Here is a 15,937-nt window from a genome sequence, read left to right on the forward strand (position 1 = left end):
GCGGTTATGAGAAACTTTTGCCATGACAGGGATGACCACCACCACGCTCTCCGACGGTCGGGAACTGATGTACTTCGACGATGCGGGCAGCACCACGCCCCGGACCGCGGAACTCACCACGGACCATCGCGGGCTGCCGCCCAGGGGCGAACCGGGCGAGATCCGGTTCGACGCCCTCACCGGGGAATGGGTGGCTGTGGCTGCCCACCGGCAGACACGGACACACCTGCCTCCGGCGGACCAATGCCCCATTTGCCCCACCACTGACTCGAACGCGTCAGAGATTCCGGCTTCCGACTACGACGTGGTGGTATTCGAAAACCGCTTCCCGTCCCTCGGCCCTGCGTTGGGGCCCGTTCCGGCGGATCCGGGATGGGGAACGAAAGGTCCCGCCTACGGCCGCTGCGAGGTTGTCTCCTTCACTCCTGAACACACCGGTTCGTTCAGCGGACTGACCCGGGAACGGTCCCGCACGGTGATCGAGGCGTGGGCACAGCGCACCGCTGCGCTCAGCGCCATGGCCGGCATCAAGCAGGTGTTCCCGTTTGAGAACCGGGGCGCCGATATCGGCGTGACGCTGCATCACCCACACGGACAGATCTACGCCTACCCTTACGTCACACCCCGCGCCGGCGTCCTGGGCGCTGCCGCCCGGAGGTACTACGACGCCAAGGACGGGAGCGAAACCCTGACCGGCTCCCTGCTGCGTGCAGAACGCGAAGACGGCAGCCGGATGGTGGCGGAGGGGACGCATTTCAGCGCCTATGTGCCCTTCGCCGCCCGGTGGCCCCTGGAGATCCACTTGGTGCCGCATCGCCACGTTCCCGACCTTGCCGCCTTGGACGGGGAGGAGAAGGACGAGCTGGCGGAGGTGTACCTCGACCTGCTCAAGCGGGTGGATGCCCTCTACCCCACGCCCACGCCCTACATCTCCGCGTGGCACCAGGCTCCCCTGGATGATGTCCTCCGCCCGGCCGGCTACCTCCACCTGCAGCTGACCTCCCCGCGCAGGGCAGCGGATAAGCTGAAATACCTCGCCGGCTCGGAGGCAGCGATGGGCGCGTTCATCAACGACACCACGCCGGAAAGCGTGGCGGAGCGCCTGCGCAGTGTCTCTGTCCCGGCGTCCACAGAGCCGTCCGCCGTGGCGGCCGCACCAGAAGGAGCTTCCGCGTGAGCAGCCAGGACCAGGCCGGCACAGCCCAGGTTTCCGCCGTCGATCTCGCCGTCCGCTTCGCCGAAGCTTTCGGTGGCACTGCAGACGGCGTGTGGCAGGCGCCGGGCCGGGTCAACCTCATCGGCGAGCACACCGACTACAACGAAGGGTTCGTGCTTCCGTTCGCCATCGACCGCACCGCCCGGGTGGCCGTCGCGGTCCGCCCGGACCGGACCGTGCGGCTGCTGTCCACGTACGGTGACCAAGGCGTCGTTACCACCTCGCTGGAGTCCCTGCAGCCCGGAACAGCCAAGGGCTGGACCAAGTACCCCCTGGGTGTCATGTGGGCCCTACGGGAGCGCGGCATCGACGTCCCCGGCCTGGACCTGCTCCTTGACTCCACGGTGCCGCTGGGCGCCGGCCTGTCGTCGTCGCACGCCATCGAATGCGCCGTGATCTCCGCACTCAACGACCTCACCGGCGCCGGGCTTACGGCCGAGGAGATGGTGCTGGCAACGCAGCGTGCGGAGAACGACTTCGTGGGCGCGCCCACGGGGATCATGGATCAGTCCGCGTCGCTGCGCGGCGCCAAGGGCCATGCGGTGTTCCTCGACTGCCGGGACCAGAAAGCCGCCCTGGTTCCGTTCGAGACAGAACCCGCCGGCCTGGTGCTGCTGGTCATCGACACCAAGGTGTCCCATTCCCATGCCGACGGCGGCTACGCCTCCCGGCGCGCGTCCTGCGAGCTCGGGGCGGAGGTCCTCGGGGTCAAGGCGCTGCGGGACGTCCAGGTGGGTGACCTTGAAGAGGCGGCCGGGCTGCTCGATGAGGTGACGTTCAGGCGGGTGCGGCACGTGGTGACTGAAAACGACAGGGTGCTCCAGACCGTCGAACTCCTGGACGGTGCCGGCCCGGTTGCCATCGGACCCCTGCTGGATGCCAGCCATGCCTCCATGCGGGATGATTTTGAAATTTCGTGCCCGGAGCTGGACCTGGCCGTGGACACGTCACGGGCGAACGGGGCCCTCGGTGCCCGCATGACCGGAGGCGGGTTCGGCGGGGCAGCGATCGCCCTGACCCCCGTGGATGCGGAGCAGAGGGTGCGGACCGCCGTCGCGAAGGCCTTCTCCGACGCCGGCTTCACGGCACCGGACATCTTCACTGTGTCCCCTGCCGCCGGCGCCATGCGTATTGCCTAGGCGGGCTACCGCTCAGCCCTGACGGGCTGCGGACGCAAAAGGCCGCGGGCCCCACCGTTTGGTGGGGCCCGCGGCCTTTGCTGACGACGGCGGCAGTTGCCGCCGGTGCCTAGTCGTCGCCGCGCAGGATGGCCAGCAGGCGGATGATTTCCACGTACAGCCAGACCAGCGTGACGGTGAGGCCGAAGGCCGCCGTCCAGGAGAAGCGCTGCGGAGCGCCACTGCGGACTCCGGCCTCGATGCTGGTGAAGTCCATGACCAGCGAAAAGGCGGCAAGCCCAATCGCCAGCAGGCCGATGACGACGCCGATCATGCCGCTGCGCAGGCCGAAGGGCTCCTGCGTCAGGCCGGTCATCATCATGACAAGGTTGACGATGGAGAACAGGGCGTAGCCGCCGAGTGCGATCATGAAGAAGCGCATGGCCTTGGGTGTTGCACGCACCTTGCCGCTCTTGAACAGCAGGAGGGTTACGGCGAAGACCGAAAGCGTGCCGACGACTGCCTGCAGGCCCACACCCGGGTACTGCGTGTCCAGGATCCGGGTCAGGCCGCCAAGGAAGAGTCCTTCCAGGGCGGCATAGGCGAGGATGAGTGCGGGCGAGGGCTGCTTCTTGAACGTGTTGACCAGGGCCAGCACGAAACCGCCCAGGGCTCCGACGATCATCAGCAGGGAGGCCAGCCCCAGGCCAACGGTCAGCGTGATGGCTGCGCCTACCAGCACGGCGCCGAGGCAGGCCGCGGTCTTCATGATGACGTCGTCGAACGTCATCCTGCCAGTGTCGGCGGGGCCGGCAGACGGCTGGTTGTACATCTGCTGGAGTTGTTCGTCCGTCATGCCCTGGGATTGGGTGCCCCACCCCTGCTGGCCGTAGGACGGCTGGCCGTACGGCTGCTGACCGTACGGCGCCTGGCCGTAAGGAGCACCGTACGGAGCCTGCGGGACAGGCGGTGCCTGGGTGGCGCCACGGAAACTCTTTCCGTTGAAGATCGGGTTGCCGCCAAGTGCCATTGCGGAATTCCTCCATGTGGGTGTGGGTGATGAGCTGATTGTTACGCTACCAAGTCCCACGTGGAGGCCGTGGTGAAAGTTCCCGCGGGGCCCGGTTGCAACCGAACCGTGACCGTTGCCTCCCGGACAACCGGGCCCCGCAGGGCAGCTATCCCACGCCCAGGTAGGCCTCTTTGATGGAGGGATCTTCCAGCAATTGCTTGCCGGTGCCACTGTGCGTGATCTCGCCGGTCTCCAGGACGAAGGCCCGGTGCGCTCCCGCCAGGGCCTGGTTGGCGTTCTGCTCCACCATCAGGACGGTGGTGCCTTGGTTGTTGATCTCCTTGATGATCTTGAAGATCTGCCGGATGAACTGCGGTGCCAGCCCCATGGACGGCTCGTCCAGCAGGAGCAGCTTCGGGTTGGACATCAGGGCCCGTCCGATGGCGAGCATCTGCTGCTCGCCCCCGGACATGGTCCCGCCGAACTGCTTTTCGCGTTCCTTCAACCGCGGGAACAAGTCGAAGACGCGGTCCAGGTCCTTGGATACGCCGCTTCTGTCCTTGCGCCCGAAGGTGCCCATGTCGAGGTTTTCCATCACCGTCATGCCCGGGAAGATCCCACGGCCCTCGGGCGCCTGCGAAATCCCGTGCACCACCCGGATGTGCGCCTTCATCTTGGTGATGTCCTGGCCCGCGAAGGTGATCTTTCCCTCGGAGCAGTTCAACAGGCCGGAGATGGTGCGCATGGTGGTGGTCTTGCCGGCGCCGTTGGCGCCGATCAGCGCCACCACTTCGCCTTCTTCCACCGTGAAGGAGATGTTCCGCAGCGCCTGGATGCGGCCGTAGTGGACGGAAACGTCCTCAAGTTCAAGCAACGTCATCTTCGGGCTCTCCTAGGTAGGCGGCAATGACCCTCGGGTCTTCGCGGATCTCGCGCGGCAGTCCGTCCGCGATCTTCTTCCCGAACTCCAGCACCACGATCCGGTCGGTCACACCCATCACGAGCTTCATGTCGTGCTCGATCAGCAGTACGGTGTAACCCTCGTCCCTGATGGTGCGGATGAGCGCCATCAGCTCCTCTTTCTCGGCCGGGTTGAAGCCGGCGGCCGGCTCGTCGAGGCAGAGTACCTTCGGATCGGTAGCCAGTGCCCGGGCGATCTCCAGCCGGCGCTGGAAACCGTAAGGCAGCTGGCGGGAAAGGACGTGGGCGTGGCTGCTGATGCCCACGAAGTCAAGCAGTGCCATGCCGCGCTCGATGGCGGACTTTTCCTCCTTGATGTGGGTGGGCAGTCGCAGCAGGGCCCCGCCAACGCTGGTCCGGTGCCGCGCGTCCAGGCCCACGACCACGTTTTCCAACGCCGTCATTTCGCCGAAGAGCCGGATGTTCTGGAAAGTGCGGGACAAGCCCAGGCGGGTGATCTTATGCTGCTTGATGCCGTTCAGGACCTGGCCCTCCAACACCACCTTCCCGCTGGTGGGCTTGTAGACCCCGGTCATGGCGTTGAAGCAGGTCGTCTTGCCGGCGCCGTTGGGACCGATAAGCCCCAGGATCTCGCCGCGCTTGATGTTGAAGCTGACGTTGTCCAATGCCACGAGGCCGCCGAACTTGATGGTGAGGTTCTGGACCTCCACGATGTTGTCGCCCACCGCAACCGCGATATCGCGGTCCGGTGCCACTTTCTCGGCCAGTTCCTGGTCCACCCCGGCTTCGGCCAGGGCTTCGATGTCCATTTCGGGTGCTGTAACTGCCGGGCTGCCCTTGTCCGGCTGCTCCTCGACGCTGCCGGAGCCGGCCTGCCGTTCCTCGGAACTCATGCCTCTGCTCCCCTCTCTCCGGCCGTGCGGGTCCCGGGGCCGGCTGTTGGATTGTCCGTGTCTTTGGTTTGCGTGTCCCGGGCCGCGACCTTGTTGAAAGCTGTCCGGCCGTAGGCGAGCAGGCGCTGCCGTGCCGGGAGCAGCCCCTGCGAGCGGAAGATCATGATCAGGACCAGGGCGATGCCGAAGATCAGGTATTTGTACTCGGCGATGGCCGTGAACCTCAACGGAATGTAGCTGACCAGGGCCCCACCCAGGATGGCGCCGACCTTGTTGCCGGCCCCCCCGAGCACGACGGCAGCGAGGAACAGGATTGAGGTGGTGACGTCGAACTTCTGGTTATTGACGAATCCCACCTGCCCGGCAAAAAGCGCGCCGGAAAGGCCGCCGATCGCGGCGCCGATGGCAAATGCCCACACCTTGTACTTGAAGGTGGGAACACCCATGATTTCAGCTGCGTCCTCATCCTCGCGGATGGCGATCCAGGCGCGGCCAACCCGGCTGCGCTCCAGGTTGCCCACCAGGAGGGTGACGATGATGATGATGGTCAGGGTCAGCCAGTACCAGGGCACACCGTTCGAGTTGGAGAAGATGGGCGTACCGTCAGCTTCGGTACCGGGCGGATGGCCGACGTTCTGGAAACCGACCTGGCCCTTCATGGCGGGAATGATCGTGGCCAGGATGCGGACGATCTCACCAAATCCAAGCGTCACGATGGCCAGGTAGTCGCCCCGAAGCCGGAGGGTGGGGACACCCAGCACCACGCCGAAGAACATTGTCACGGCCATGGCCACCGGAATGGTCCACAGGTAAGGGATGTGCAGGAAGGGTGAATCGGGGCTGGTCAGCATCGCCGCGCAGTATGAGCCAACGGCGAAGAAGGCGACATACCCAAGGTCCAGCAGGCCTGCGTATCCCACCACCACGTTGAGGCCTACCGCGATGAGGGCAAACCGTGCCATATCGAAGCATGCCAGGGCGAAATTGTTGCCCGGCTCGGTGGTGATGATGGGCGGGTTGAGCAGCGGGAGCAGGTAGGCCAGGACAACGACGATGACCAGGAATGCCCACTGCTGCTGGCGCGACAGGGCGTGCCACCGGTCGGAGAAGTAGCCGGACTTGCGTTTCCCGCGCTGGCGCAGATCGCTCCTGCCGGCCGCCTTGGAAGAGGCTTCCCGGTCCTCAGCAGCCTGTGCGGCGGCCGCCGTCTGTAGCGGCGTGGGTCCATCCGTCATGCTCATGCTTTGCTCCTTCCAAGGGACGTGCCCAGGATGCCTTCGGGCCGCAGCAGCAGCACGAGCACCAGCACCACGAAGGCCACGACGTCGGTCCACTGCGAGTTTCCGAGCAGGATCTGGCCGTAGTTGCCGATCAAGCCGAGCAGCAGTCCACCCAGCAGGGCGCCGCGGACGTTGCCGATGCCCCCGAGCACGGCTGCGGCGAAGGCCTTGATGCCTAGGACGAATCCGCCGCTGTACTGGACACCGGAGGGGATTTTCATGACGTAGAACAATGCTGCGGCTCCTGCGAGCAGGCCCCCGATGATGAAGGTGGTAATAATGATGCGCTCTTTGTTGACACCCATCAACGTCGCGGTGTCCGGGTCCTGGGCGACTGCCCTGATGCCGCGGCCGGTGCGGGACTTGCTGATGAAACGGTCGATGCCGACCATCATGATGACGGCCGCGATGATGATCACCAGCTGCTGGGAATCGACGATGGTGCCGAAGACATCAAAGATGGGGGTGGGCCGGAACATTGTCAGCGCAAGTTCGGGGCTGGGACCGCGCCACAGGTAGATGAGGTACTGGATGGTGAACGAGGCGCCAATGGCGGTGATCAGGAAGACCAGGCGCGGGGCGTTGCGTTGCCGGAGCGGTTTATAGGCAATGCGCTCAAGCAGGAAGGCCGTGACTGCGGAGGCCAGCATGGCAAGGACCAAGGCCAGCAGCAGGTTCAGGATGATGGCCCAGATGTCGAGACGGGGAACGGACGGGCCGAAGCCCAGGCTGCTCAGGGTGAAGAAGACGGCGTAGCAGCCAACGATGAACACTTCAGAGTGTGCGAAGTTAATCAGGTTCAGGACGCCGTACACGAGGGTGTAGCCAAGGGCGACCAGCGCGTAGATGGCGCCGAACGTCAGGCCGTCAAAGGTGGCACTCCAGAAATTCTGGGCCAGGGACGGTATATCGAAAGTGATCCAGTCATTTTCAGTCGGGAGCAGTGGGACGAGAGAGGGAAGCATGGGAACATCCTGATCCAGTTGCACGGGGCCTTGTGGGCCCGGCCGAGGGACTTATGTCTAGTGACGTAGCTTGGTCCTGGGTTTGTTGCCAAGCGAAGAAAAGGCTGTGGGGGCCTGCAGTGCTGGCCCCCACAGCCGATTCCCGCCGGTTTGCTACTCCCCGATGGGGCCGATCGGAACGATCTTCCCGTTTTCCACCTTGTAGCCGTAGACGGTCGGAGCCTGGAGCTCGCCCTTGGCATCCCACTTGTAGTGCTTGCTGAAGCCGTCCTTGTCGTAGGACTTCACCCACGACAGCAGATCTGCGCGGCTCTGCTTGCCCGCGTCGATGCCGGACAGGAGCACCGTTGCGGCATCGTAGCCTTCGATGGAGTACGTACCGGGCTCGGCGCCCTTGGAGACGTCCTTGTAAGCGGATGCGAAGTCCGGGATCAGTTCACCCGGGAGGCAGGGGCAGGTGAAGTAGGCGTTGTTCGAGGCGTCGCCTGCCTGCTTGATGAACTGGTCATCCTTGACACCGTCGGGTGCCACGAACGTTCCGGTGAATCCCTTTCCAACCAGCTGCTGGTCGAACGGTGCGCCTTCGGCGTAGTAGCCGGCGTAGAAGACGGCGTCCGCCTTGGCGTTCATGATCTTGGAAATGACTGCGGAGAAGTCCTTCTGCCCCGTGGTTACCTTCTCCGTGCCGGCCAGGGCGCTGCCCAGGCCTGCAGAGGTGGAGGTGCCCAGGCCGATGCCGTAGTCGGAGTCATCCTGGACCAGGTAGACCTTCTTGGCCCCGAGCTTGCCGGTGAGGAACTTCGCGGCGGCCGGGCCTTGGACGGCGTCGTTGCCGAGGCCGCGGAAGAAGGTGGTCCAGCCGTTTTCGGTCAGCGTGGGGTTGGTGGCCGACGGGGTGATGTGGACCAGGCCCTTCTGCTCGAAAATGTTGCCGGTTGCCTTGGACTCGCCGGAGAACGGCAGGCCGATGACACCAAGGATGTCGGGCTCGCTCACCAACTGGGTAACCGGGCCGGTGGCCTTGTTCGGGTCACCTTCGGTGTCGAACTTCTTGAACTGGACCTGGCAGCCCGGGTTGGCCTTGTTGTGCTGGTCGATGGCGAGCTGGATGCCGTTGAAGATGTTGACGCCCAGCTGTGCGTTCGGGCCGGTCTGAGCGCCGGCATAGGCCAGCGTGGTGGTGGCCGGGCAGGTTGCCTTGCCGTCGCCGGCCGGCTTGACCGCGCCGGAAGGAACATCCACCTTCGAAATGGCGGGGATGTTCACTTTGCTGGAGGAGCCGGAGCTTTCGGTGGTGCCGGGGCCCGCCTGGTTGGCGCAGGCCGACAGCAGCATGCTGAATGTGGCTGCTGCTGCCAACGAGGTGAGGACTTTCTTTCGGTACATTTGTCTGCCTTCCGAAACAGGGCCATGCGATGCGCGTGCGGATCAATGGGGCGCTGCGGCGCCCGAAAATGGGACCAGGTATTCCTGATTTAGGTTCAAGCTAGTGCATGGAAGGCAGCGAATCTAAGTGACTGAGGTCACAGCCTTATAACAGTCGTTGCCTATGTGGAATTAAATGGCGAAAGCCGCCTGCAATGCAGGCGGCTTTCCCTGGTGGGGGCGTCAGTTCCCCGTGCGTGGCAGTTGTACCCCAGGTGGGACTCGAACCCACAACACGCGGATTTTAAGTCCGCTGCCTCTGCCAATTGGGCTACTGGGGCGCCGGGTCAATGGTACCTGCCGGCGGCGTATTGCCGGGAAACGCCGACGGCGGCCGTCCCCGGAAAGGGGGACAGCCGCCGTCGGCGTGCTGAAGCGCTACTTGGCGTTTGCCGCCACCGTTTCCTTCGGAGCGGTCGTGGCGGATGAACCGGAGCCGGACGCAGGAACGGCTGCGGGTGCAGCCGCAGGCTTGGGAGCCGGGGTGGCCGCCGCGACGAAGGCGCCGCGCGGGTTGTCCAGGTCCAGCAGCTGCGTGGTGTCGCGGCCGGCAAAGAAGCTGATGATCCAGTTCAGGATGACGCGGAACTTGCGCTCAACGGTGGGCATGGCCATGCCGTGGTAACCGCGGTGTGCCAGCCAGGCAAGGCCGCCCTTGAGGCCGATCCGGCCCAGGAGGTTGATGTTGGCAACACCCTTCCATTCGCCGAAGCCGGCCACGGCACCGAGGTTCTTGTGCTTGTAGTCCCCCAGCGGCTTTTCCCAGCGCGAGGCCCAGAGGTTCTTCGCGAGGCGCTTGGCCTGGCGGAGGGCGTGCTGGGCGTTCGGGACGCAGGTGCCGTCCGGGAGGCCCTTCCCGGTGAGGTCCGGAACAGCCGCGATGTCACCGGCTGCCCAGGCGTTCTCCACGATGCCTTCGTCGCCGGCGATGCGCAGGTCCGGCAGGACGCGGACGCGGCCGCGCGGCTCGAGCGGGAAGTCGGTGGAACGGACCATGGGGTTGGCCTGCACGCCTGCAGTCCACACCAGGGTGTCGGCCTCGAATTCCTGCGCGGGCGTCTTGTCCGGCAGGTTGATGAGTTTCAGGCTGCCCTCGGCGCTGTCCAGCGACGTGTTCAGCAGGACCTCGATGCCACGGCTGCGGAGGTGCTCCACGACCCAGTCGGCCTGCTTGGCGGTGACCTCGGGCATGATGCGGCCCATGGCTTCAACCAGGACGAAGCGGATTTCCTCCTGCTTGACGCGCGGGTTGTTGCGCACGGCGGCGCGGGCGAGGTCTTCCATTTCGGTAATGCACTCGATGCCGGCGAAGCCGCCGCCGACCACCACGAAGGTGAGGGCCTTGGCGCGAGCAGCGGGGTCCGTCATGGTGGAGGCAACTTCGATGCGCTCCAGCAGCTTGTTGCGCAGGGCAACGGCTTCTTCGATGGTCTTCAGGCCGATGCCCTTTTCCGCCAAGCCCTTGATGGGGAACGTGCGGGTGATGGCGCCGGCTGCGAGGACGACGTCGAAATAGGGAACCTCAAAGTTTTCGCCGCCGTCGGCGGGTGCCACCACAGCCGTCCGGTTGACGTGGTCGATCGAGGTGACGCGGCCCTGGATCAGTTCCGTCTGCTTGAGGTGCTGGCGGTGGGACACCACCGCGTGGCGGGCTTCGATGTTGCCGCCGGCCACTTCGGGAAGGAAGGGCTGGTAAGTCATGTAGGGCAGGGGATCAACGACGGTGACGATGCCACCGGCATTCGCGATCTTCTTCTGCAGTTTCAGTGCTACGTACAGGCCGACGTACCCGCCGCCGACGACGAGTACCCTGGGACGGTCCTGGAGCTGTGGGGTGGTTGCCATAGTTTAAGGATAGCGCAGTTTGTGAAAATCTTCACTAACTTGGTCGCTGGTCCGTAACGTGACGTTCCCGGGGCAGATCCACCCGTTCCACCACTCCTGTGTCCGGGTCCTCCCTGGCCAGGGCCGGGTTGCGGGATGCCCGCCTGAGCTGGAAGGCCGCTGCCGCGATGATGGCCACGAACAGGGCGGCGAAACCAATCACGACGGCGGCGCCGATGGCACTGTCGCGCTGCGAGGGGGCCTTGGCGGCGGGGACGGTTGCCTCCGGCAGGGTTGGCGCGGCGCTGGGCACCGGGGTGGCGGAGGGAAGCGGGGTTGCCGGTGCTGCGTTGCCGCGCCGGTGGACCCGGATCCATTCCGCAATGGTGCCCAGCGGGTTCACCGACACTTCCGGGACCTCTGCCTTGAGCGCGGCCTCCGCGTTGAGGATGCCGTAGCCGTACAGCGGGTCCTTTCCGGGGGCCCCGGCATCCTTCGCCGTTGAGACGATCCTGTTAATGACCTGCTCGGCACTCATGTCCGGCCATTTGGACCGGATCAGGGCGGCCACCCCGGCAACGATCGGCGTGGACCCTGACGTTCCGGCCCACTCCGCGTAGCTCCCGCCGGGGAGCCCGCCCACCAGGTTCTCCGCAGGCGCGGCCACCCCGATGCTGATCCCCTGCGAGGAAGCATCCACGCTGGCGGTGTTCTTGCGGTCCAGGCCGGCGACGGTGAGGACACCGGGAATGGTTGCGGGAGCGCCCACCTGGGTGTTGCCGCCTACCCGGTTGCCGGCCGCGGCCACGATGACCACGTCCTTTTGTTCGGCATACAGGAACGCCGCATCCCAGCTTTGGGGCCATTGGGGTGTGGTGCTGCCGAGCGAAATGTTGATGACCTTGGCACCGTTGTCCACGGCCCAGCGGACGGCCTCTGGAATCTGGTCCTGGTCGCTCTTGCCGGAAGGGTTCGGCGAACCCAGCCAGGTGGACACGGAAAGGAGCTGCGCTTCCGGCGCCACGCCCATGATCCCGTCCGGCGGCGTGCCGGCGGGCCCGGGGCTGGGGCTGGGGCTGGGCGAGGGACTGGCCGGCTGGTGCCCGCGGCCTGCCAGCATGGTGGCCACCAAGGTGCCGTGTTCGGGCTTGGAACCGACGCTTTTCTGGCCGTCCGGCTGGCCGGATCCGGACGCGTCATAGCCGCCGGTGACCACACCTTTGAGGTCCGGGTGCTGGGCGTCTATGCCGCTGTCGATGACGGCTACCTTGACTCCGGCGCCCTTGGAGACCTCCCAGGCCTTGGTGATGCCGGAATCTGCCAGCCAATATTCCTTGTCGCGCCAATCGTCGGCCTTGGCGGCCGGGGCGGTAAAGAGGCCGGCGCACAGGCAACATGCTGCGAGCAGGACAGCGACAAGGGCCGCGGCGGCCCGGCGCGCAGGCGGGGTCGGAGCTGGGGTGGACTGCATGCGGCTAGCCGATGCCCAGGGCGATGCCGTCAAGGATGTCGTGCTCGCTCGCGGTGGCGGAGGTGATCCTGCCGCCGGTCAGCGTGCCCATCCGTTCCAGGATGCGGCGCCATACCAGTCCCCCGGCGCCAATCACATCCACCCGGCCCGGGTGCATGTACGGCAGGTCCGCGCGCCGGGCGCGGGTCATCTCGAGCAGGTCACCGGCCGCGGCCGTGACGACCTCGATGGGCAGCTCAGCGCCGTGGATGGCCTGCGGCGAATATTCGGGCAGGCGGAGGGCGTGCGCAGTGATGGTGGTGACGGACCCGGCCACACCGACGACGGCGGCGGCGCGTTCGAGCGGAACGTCGCGTCCGGCGCGGGCCAGGGCGGCGTCAACGTCGGCTTCGGCGGCCGCCACCTGTTCGGCGGTGGGCGGATCATCGCGCAGGTGCCGCTCCGTGAGGCGGACACAGCCAATGTCCACGGACTTGGCGGCCGTGACCCCGGCCGCGGTGCCGAGGACAAATTCGGTGCTTCCGCCGCCGAGGTCGACCACCAGGACTTCGCGGCCGTCCAGGATGGGCAGCGCACTGCTGGCGCCGGCGAAGGACAAGGCCGCTTCCTCATCACCGGAAATGACCTCCGGTTCAACTCCCAGCAGGTCCCGGATGCCGTCTACGAAGACGTCGCGGTTGCGTGCGTCGCGGGTTGCCGAGGTCGCAACGAACCGGGTGCGTTCCGCACCGTGCTCACGGATGAGGCGGGCATAGTCTGCGGCGGCGGCAAAGGTGCGTTCCAGCGCTTCCGGAGCCAGTTCGCCGGTGGCGTCCACCCCCTGGCCCAGCCGGACCACGCGCATTTCCCGGACGACGTCGGTCAAGGCCGCACTGCCGCTGCTCCGGTCGATGTCCGCGATCAGGAGCCGGATGGAGTTGGTGCCGCAGTCGATGGCGGCCACGCGCGTCATTCCGCCACCCCGGCGTCGCGGGCAGGCTTTCGCACGGGCGCGGGGCGGCCAACGATGTCCGGCAGGCCCTGGGGGCCGTGGCGGCTGAGATCCCGGGACGGCGCTGCCCCGGTGGTGTCCCAAGCGCCGTCGCAGTAGCATTTGTCCGCCGTCCACCACTCGCTGATCATTCCAAGGGCCTGGTCGCCGAGCGGGTTGACGCCGGGACCGGACGCCAGGGAGTGGCCCACGAGGACGTGCAGGCACTTGACGCGTACGGGCATGCCGCCGGCCGAGACGCCGTCGATTTCCGGCACCGGGCCGATGCCGGAACGCTCTCCGATCGCATTCCGGGCGGCCAGGTATTCGTCATGGGCCGACCGGTAAGCCGCAGAGAGGGCGGGGTCCCCGGCGAGCTGGTCATTCATCTCATTCATGACGCCGGCGGCTTCCAGCCTGGACACCGCGGAGGTGATCACCGGATGGGTCAGGTAGAACGTGGTGGGGAACGGGGTCCCGTTGCTGAGACGGGGGGCGGTCGCGGCGACGAGCGGGTTGCCGCAGACGCACCGTGCCGGAATTTCCACGACATCGCGGACAGGACGTCCCAGCTGCCTGCTCAGTACGTCAAGGTCGTGTGCTGTCGGTTGGCGGGATTCGTCCCGGGCGGCTTCCGTGCTGTGTTCCATTGTCGCGGGCCGTCCTTCCTGTGCGGTTCAGTCTGTGGCCGCGCGCCTGATGGACTCCCACAGGGAATCCACCCACGGCAGATCGGCGGGGTCTTGTGCTGTTGCGCCGGCGGGGCTACTGCTCTCTCCGGCCGGTTCATCGCTGCCAAAAACCCAGTAGCCGGTTTCGCCCGGCATAACCATGTTAATGCGGTCGCGGGCCTGCTGCTTGACGTAGTTGGGGTCCTGCCACCGCGAAACCTGCTGCCGGAGGGCATCCCCCTGGGCCTGGCGTGCGGCGATATCGGCATTCAGCGCGTCGATTTCGGCCTTTTTGTCGAAGAAGATCTTCACCGTGGGCGCCAGCATGATGGTGATGGCCACCATCACCACGGCCAGGGCCAGCATGCGGCCGGAGAACGCTTTGGCGGGGACGGGGTGCTGATCGCCATCGCTGTCCCGGCCGTCCTTGCCGTCAATGGAGCCGCTGCCCTTGCGTCCAGCGGACGCCTTGGGCGTGGTTGCCTCCCCCGACTTTCCGGCCGGGCGGCCTGCAGTTCCGCGGCTGCCGGCGCCATGTCCCGGTGACGCGCCTGCTGCGCCGGTGTCCTTGGCCGGGCGGAAATCCGCCCGGATGACCTCGGCCCCGCCGGAGGTACCGTCGTCGGCCGTATCCTTTGCCGGACGGGCGGGGGCGACCTTGGGAACTTTGGGGCGGCGGGTAGCCATGACACTCCTGAAACGCAGCCTCCCTGGGCCGCCACTATCTGTGCTGGACAAACACTGCTGGGACCATTGCTGCGAAAAGCAACAGCGGTGGCTATGGTCTTCCAACCATAGCCACCGCCGATGGGTTTAGCCGGTTACTAGCCCTTGAAACGCGGGAACGCGCTGCGGCCGGCGTAGCGTGCGGCGTCGTCGAGTTCCTCTTCGATGCGCAGCAGCTGGTTGTACTTGGCAACGCGCTCGGAGCGGGCAGGTGCGCCGGTCTTGATCTGGCCTGCGTTGGTGGCCACCGCGATGTCGGCGATGGTGGTGTCCTCGGTTTCACCGGAGCGGTGCGAGGTGATGGTGGTGTAGCCGGCGCGCTGGGCCAGGCTGACGGCGTCCAGGGTCTCGGTCAGGGAACCGATCTGGTTGACCTTGACCAGCAGGGAGTTGGCCGTCTTGGTGTCGATGCCGCGCTGCAGGATGGACGGGTTGGTGACGAAGAGGTCATCGCCCACCAGCTGGACCTTGTCGCCGATGGCGTCGGTGAGGGTCTTCCAGCCTTCCCAGTCGTTCTCGTCCAGCGGGTCCTCGATGGACACCAGCGGGTAGTCGGCAACGAGTTCGGCGTAGTAGGCGCTCATCTCGCTGGCGGACAGGGCCTTGCCTTCGAACTGGTAGGCACCGTCCTTGAAGAACTCGGAGGAGGCGACGTCCAGGGCCAGGGCGATGTCCTTGCCCGGGGTGTAGCCGGCGTTCTTGATGGCTTCCTGGATCAGGTCCAGTGCCGCGCGGTTGGACGGCAGGTTCGGGGCGAAGCCGCCCTCGTCGCCCAGGCCGGTGGACAGGCCCTGTTCCTTCAGGACGGACTTGAGGTTGTGGTACACCTCAACGCCCCAGCGCAGGCCCTCGGAGAAGGTTTCGGCGCCGATGGGGGCGATCATGAATTCCTGGATGTCGACGTCGGAGTCGGCGTGGGACCCACCGTTGAGGATGTTCATCAGCGGCACGGGCAGGACGTGGGCGTTCGGGCCGCCCAGGTACTTGTAGAGGGGCAGGTCGGCGGATGCTGCGGCAGCGTTGGCGACGGCCAGGGAGACGCCCAGGATGGCGTTGGCGCCGAGTTTGCCCTTGTTGGGGGTGCCGTCCAGGTCCAGCATGGCCTGGTCGATGCTGCGCTGGTCGGTGGCGTCGAAGCCGGTCAGGGCGGGGGCGATCTGGTCGATCACGGCGTCGACGGCCTTCTGCACGCCCTTGCCGAGGTAGCGGCCCTTGTCGCCGTCGCGCAGTTCAACGGCTTCGTGCTCACCGGTGGAAGCACCTGAGGGAACTGCGGCGCGGCCGATCTGGCCGTCGGACAGCAGGACTTCAACTTCAACAGTGGGGTTGCCGCGGGAATCAAGGATCTCGCGGGCGTGGATGGCATCGATAAGCGCCATGAATTTGCTCCTTATGGGCGATTAACGGGGGGAATCAGGCAGAAAACTCGACGTACTCGTCAGGGA

General features: G+C 66.0%; 14 protein-coding genes and 1 tRNA gene. 2 read left to right on the forward strand and 13 right to left on the reverse strand.

Going from position 1 to position 15,937, the window contains the following annotated elements:
* Positions 1–22: 22 nt before the first annotated feature.
* Both galT and galK read left to right on the forward strand, forming a co-directional pair.
* Positions 23–1,177 (forward strand): galactose-1-phosphate uridylyltransferase, encoded by a 1,155-nt coding sequence (galT, locus tag DC347_RS14800; protein ID WP_109863471.1) that lies wholly within the window; start codon positions 23–25, stop codon positions 1,175–1,177.
* Positions 1,174–2,355 carry a galactokinase gene (gene galK / locus DC347_RS14805; protein WP_109863472.1) on the forward strand — a complete coding sequence of 394 codons (1,182 nt, stop codon included), beginning with the start codon at positions 1,174–1,176 and terminating at the stop codon, positions 2,353–2,355. Before galT ends, galK begins: the two co-directional genes overlap by 4 nt.
* Positions 2,356–2,464: 109 nt before the next feature.
* Here the strand turns inward: galK and DC347_RS14810 are convergent, their stop codons facing one another.
* From DC347_RS14810 to eno, 13 genes are all read right to left on the reverse strand, one after another.
* A complete protein-coding gene (locus DC347_RS14810; protein WP_018761900.1) occupies positions 2,465–3,364 on the reverse strand; it encodes a Bax inhibitor-1/YccA family protein in 900 nt (299 codons plus the stop codon).
* 148 nt (positions 3,365–3,512) lie between these two features.
* On the reverse strand, positions 3,513–4,220 hold the full coding sequence (locus DC347_RS14815; protein ID WP_368665758.1) for an ABC transporter ATP-binding protein: 708 nt from the start codon (positions 4,218–4,220) through the stop codon (positions 3,513–3,515).
* On the reverse strand, positions 4,213–5,160 hold the full coding sequence (locus DC347_RS14820) for an ABC transporter ATP-binding protein (protein WP_109863473.1): 948 nt from the start codon (positions 5,158–5,160) through the stop codon (positions 4,213–4,215). The genes DC347_RS14815 and DC347_RS14820 overlap by 8 nt, the downstream gene beginning before the upstream one ends.
* Positions 5,157–6,401: a branched-chain amino acid ABC transporter permease gene (locus tag DC347_RS14825; protein ID WP_018761903.1), complete on the reverse strand. Its 1,245-nt coding sequence runs from the start codon at positions 6,399–6,401 to the stop codon at positions 5,157–5,159. The genes DC347_RS14820 and DC347_RS14825 overlap by 4 nt, the downstream gene beginning before the upstream one ends.
* Positions 6,398–7,405 carry a branched-chain amino acid ABC transporter permease gene (locus DC347_RS14830; protein WP_018761904.1) on the reverse strand — a complete coding sequence of 336 codons (1,008 nt, stop codon included), beginning with the start codon at positions 7,403–7,405 and terminating at the stop codon, positions 6,398–6,400. The genes DC347_RS14825 and DC347_RS14830 overlap by 4 nt, the downstream gene beginning before the upstream one ends.
* A gap of 153 nt (positions 7,406–7,558) precedes the next feature.
* A complete protein-coding gene (locus DC347_RS14835; protein ID WP_018761905.1) occupies positions 7,559–8,791 on the reverse strand; it encodes a branched-chain amino acid ABC transporter substrate-binding protein in 1,233 nt (410 codons plus the stop codon).
* A 246-nt stretch (positions 8,792–9,037) separates the two neighbouring features.
* A tRNA-Leu gene (locus tag DC347_RS14840) sits at positions 9,038–9,111 on the reverse strand.
* 97 nt (positions 9,112–9,208) lie between these two features.
* A complete protein-coding gene (locus DC347_RS14845; protein ID WP_109863474.1) occupies positions 9,209–10,675 on the reverse strand; it encodes an NAD(P)/FAD-dependent oxidoreductase in 1,467 nt (488 codons plus the stop codon).
* 34 nt (positions 10,676–10,709) lie between these two features.
* Positions 10,710–12,125 carry a S8 family serine peptidase gene (locus DC347_RS14850; protein WP_018761907.1) on the reverse strand — a complete coding sequence of 472 codons (1,416 nt, stop codon included), beginning with the start codon at positions 12,123–12,125 and terminating at the stop codon, positions 10,710–10,712.
* Between the two features lie 4 nt (positions 12,126–12,129).
* The gene (locus DC347_RS14855) at positions 12,130–13,077 is read right to left on the reverse strand and encodes a Ppx/GppA phosphatase family protein (protein ID WP_109863475.1); all 948 of its coding nucleotides are present in this window, start codon (positions 13,075–13,077) and stop codon (positions 12,130–12,132) included.
* On the reverse strand, positions 13,074–13,745 hold the full coding sequence (locus DC347_RS14860) for a DUF501 domain-containing protein (RefSeq protein ID WP_109863476.1): 672 nt from the start codon (positions 13,743–13,745) through the stop codon (positions 13,074–13,076). Before DC347_RS14860 ends, DC347_RS14855 begins: the two co-directional genes overlap by 4 nt.
* A gap of 27 nt (positions 13,746–13,772) precedes the next feature.
* Entirely contained in the window at positions 13,773–14,453 is a 681-nt protein-coding gene (locus DC347_RS14865) for a septum formation initiator family protein (RefSeq protein WP_109863477.1), read from the reverse strand.
* Positions 14,454–14,590: 137 nt separating this feature from the next.
* A complete protein-coding gene (eno, locus tag DC347_RS14870) occupies positions 14,591–15,871 on the reverse strand; it encodes a phosphopyruvate hydratase (protein ID WP_018761911.1) in 1,281 nt (426 codons plus the stop codon).
* Between the last annotated feature and the right edge of the window lie 66 nt (positions 15,872–15,937).

Source organism: Pseudarthrobacter sp. AG30, from assembly GCF_003116525.1.
Classification (GTDB): Bacteria; Actinomycetota; Actinomycetes; order Actinomycetales; family Micrococcaceae; genus Arthrobacter.

Excerpts from the sequence above, each read along its gene's own strand:
- DC347_RS14820 (WP_109863473.1), bottom strand. The coding sequence starts at position 5,160 with ATGAGTTCCGAGGAACGGCAGGCCGGCTCCGGCAGCGTCGAGGAGCAG.
- DC347_RS14855 (WP_109863475.1), bottom strand. The coding sequence starts at position 13,077 with ATGACGCGCGTGGCCGCCATCGACTGCGGCACCAACTCCATCCGGCTC.
- DC347_RS14865 (WP_109863477.1), bottom strand. The coding sequence starts at position 14,453 with ATGGCTACCCGCCGCCCCAAAGTTCCCAAGGTCGCCCCCGCCCGTCCG.
- DC347_RS14835 (WP_018761905.1), bottom strand. The coding sequence starts at position 8,791 with ATGTACCGAAAGAAAGTCCTCACCTCGTTGGCAGCAGCAGCCACATTC.
- DC347_RS14810 (WP_018761900.1), bottom strand. The coding sequence starts at position 3,364 with ATGGCACTTGGCGGCAACCCGATCTTCAACGGAAAGAGTTTCCGTGGC.
- DC347_RS14825 (WP_018761903.1), bottom strand. The coding sequence starts at position 6,401 with ATGAGCATGACGGATGGACCCACGCCGCTACAGACGGCGGCCGCCGCA.
- eno (WP_018761911.1), bottom strand. The coding sequence starts at position 15,871 with ATGGCGCTTATCGATGCCATCCACGCCCGCGAGATCCTTGATTCCCGC.
- galT (WP_109863471.1), top strand. The coding sequence starts at position 23 with ATGACAGGGATGACCACCACCACGCTCTCCGACGGTCGGGAACTGATG.
- DC347_RS14850 (WP_018761907.1), bottom strand. The coding sequence starts at position 12,125 with ATGCAGTCCACCCCAGCTCCGACCCCGCCTGCGCGCCGGGCCGCCGCG.
- DC347_RS14830 (WP_018761904.1), bottom strand. The coding sequence starts at position 7,405 with ATGCTTCCCTCTCTCGTCCCACTGCTCCCGACTGAAAATGACTGGATC.
- DC347_RS14845 (WP_109863474.1), bottom strand. The coding sequence starts at position 10,675 with ATGGCAACCACCCCACAGCTCCAGGACCGTCCCAGGGTACTCGTCGTC.
- DC347_RS14860 (WP_109863476.1), bottom strand. The coding sequence starts at position 13,745 with ATGGAACACAGCACGGAAGCCGCCCGGGACGAATCCCGCCAACCGACA.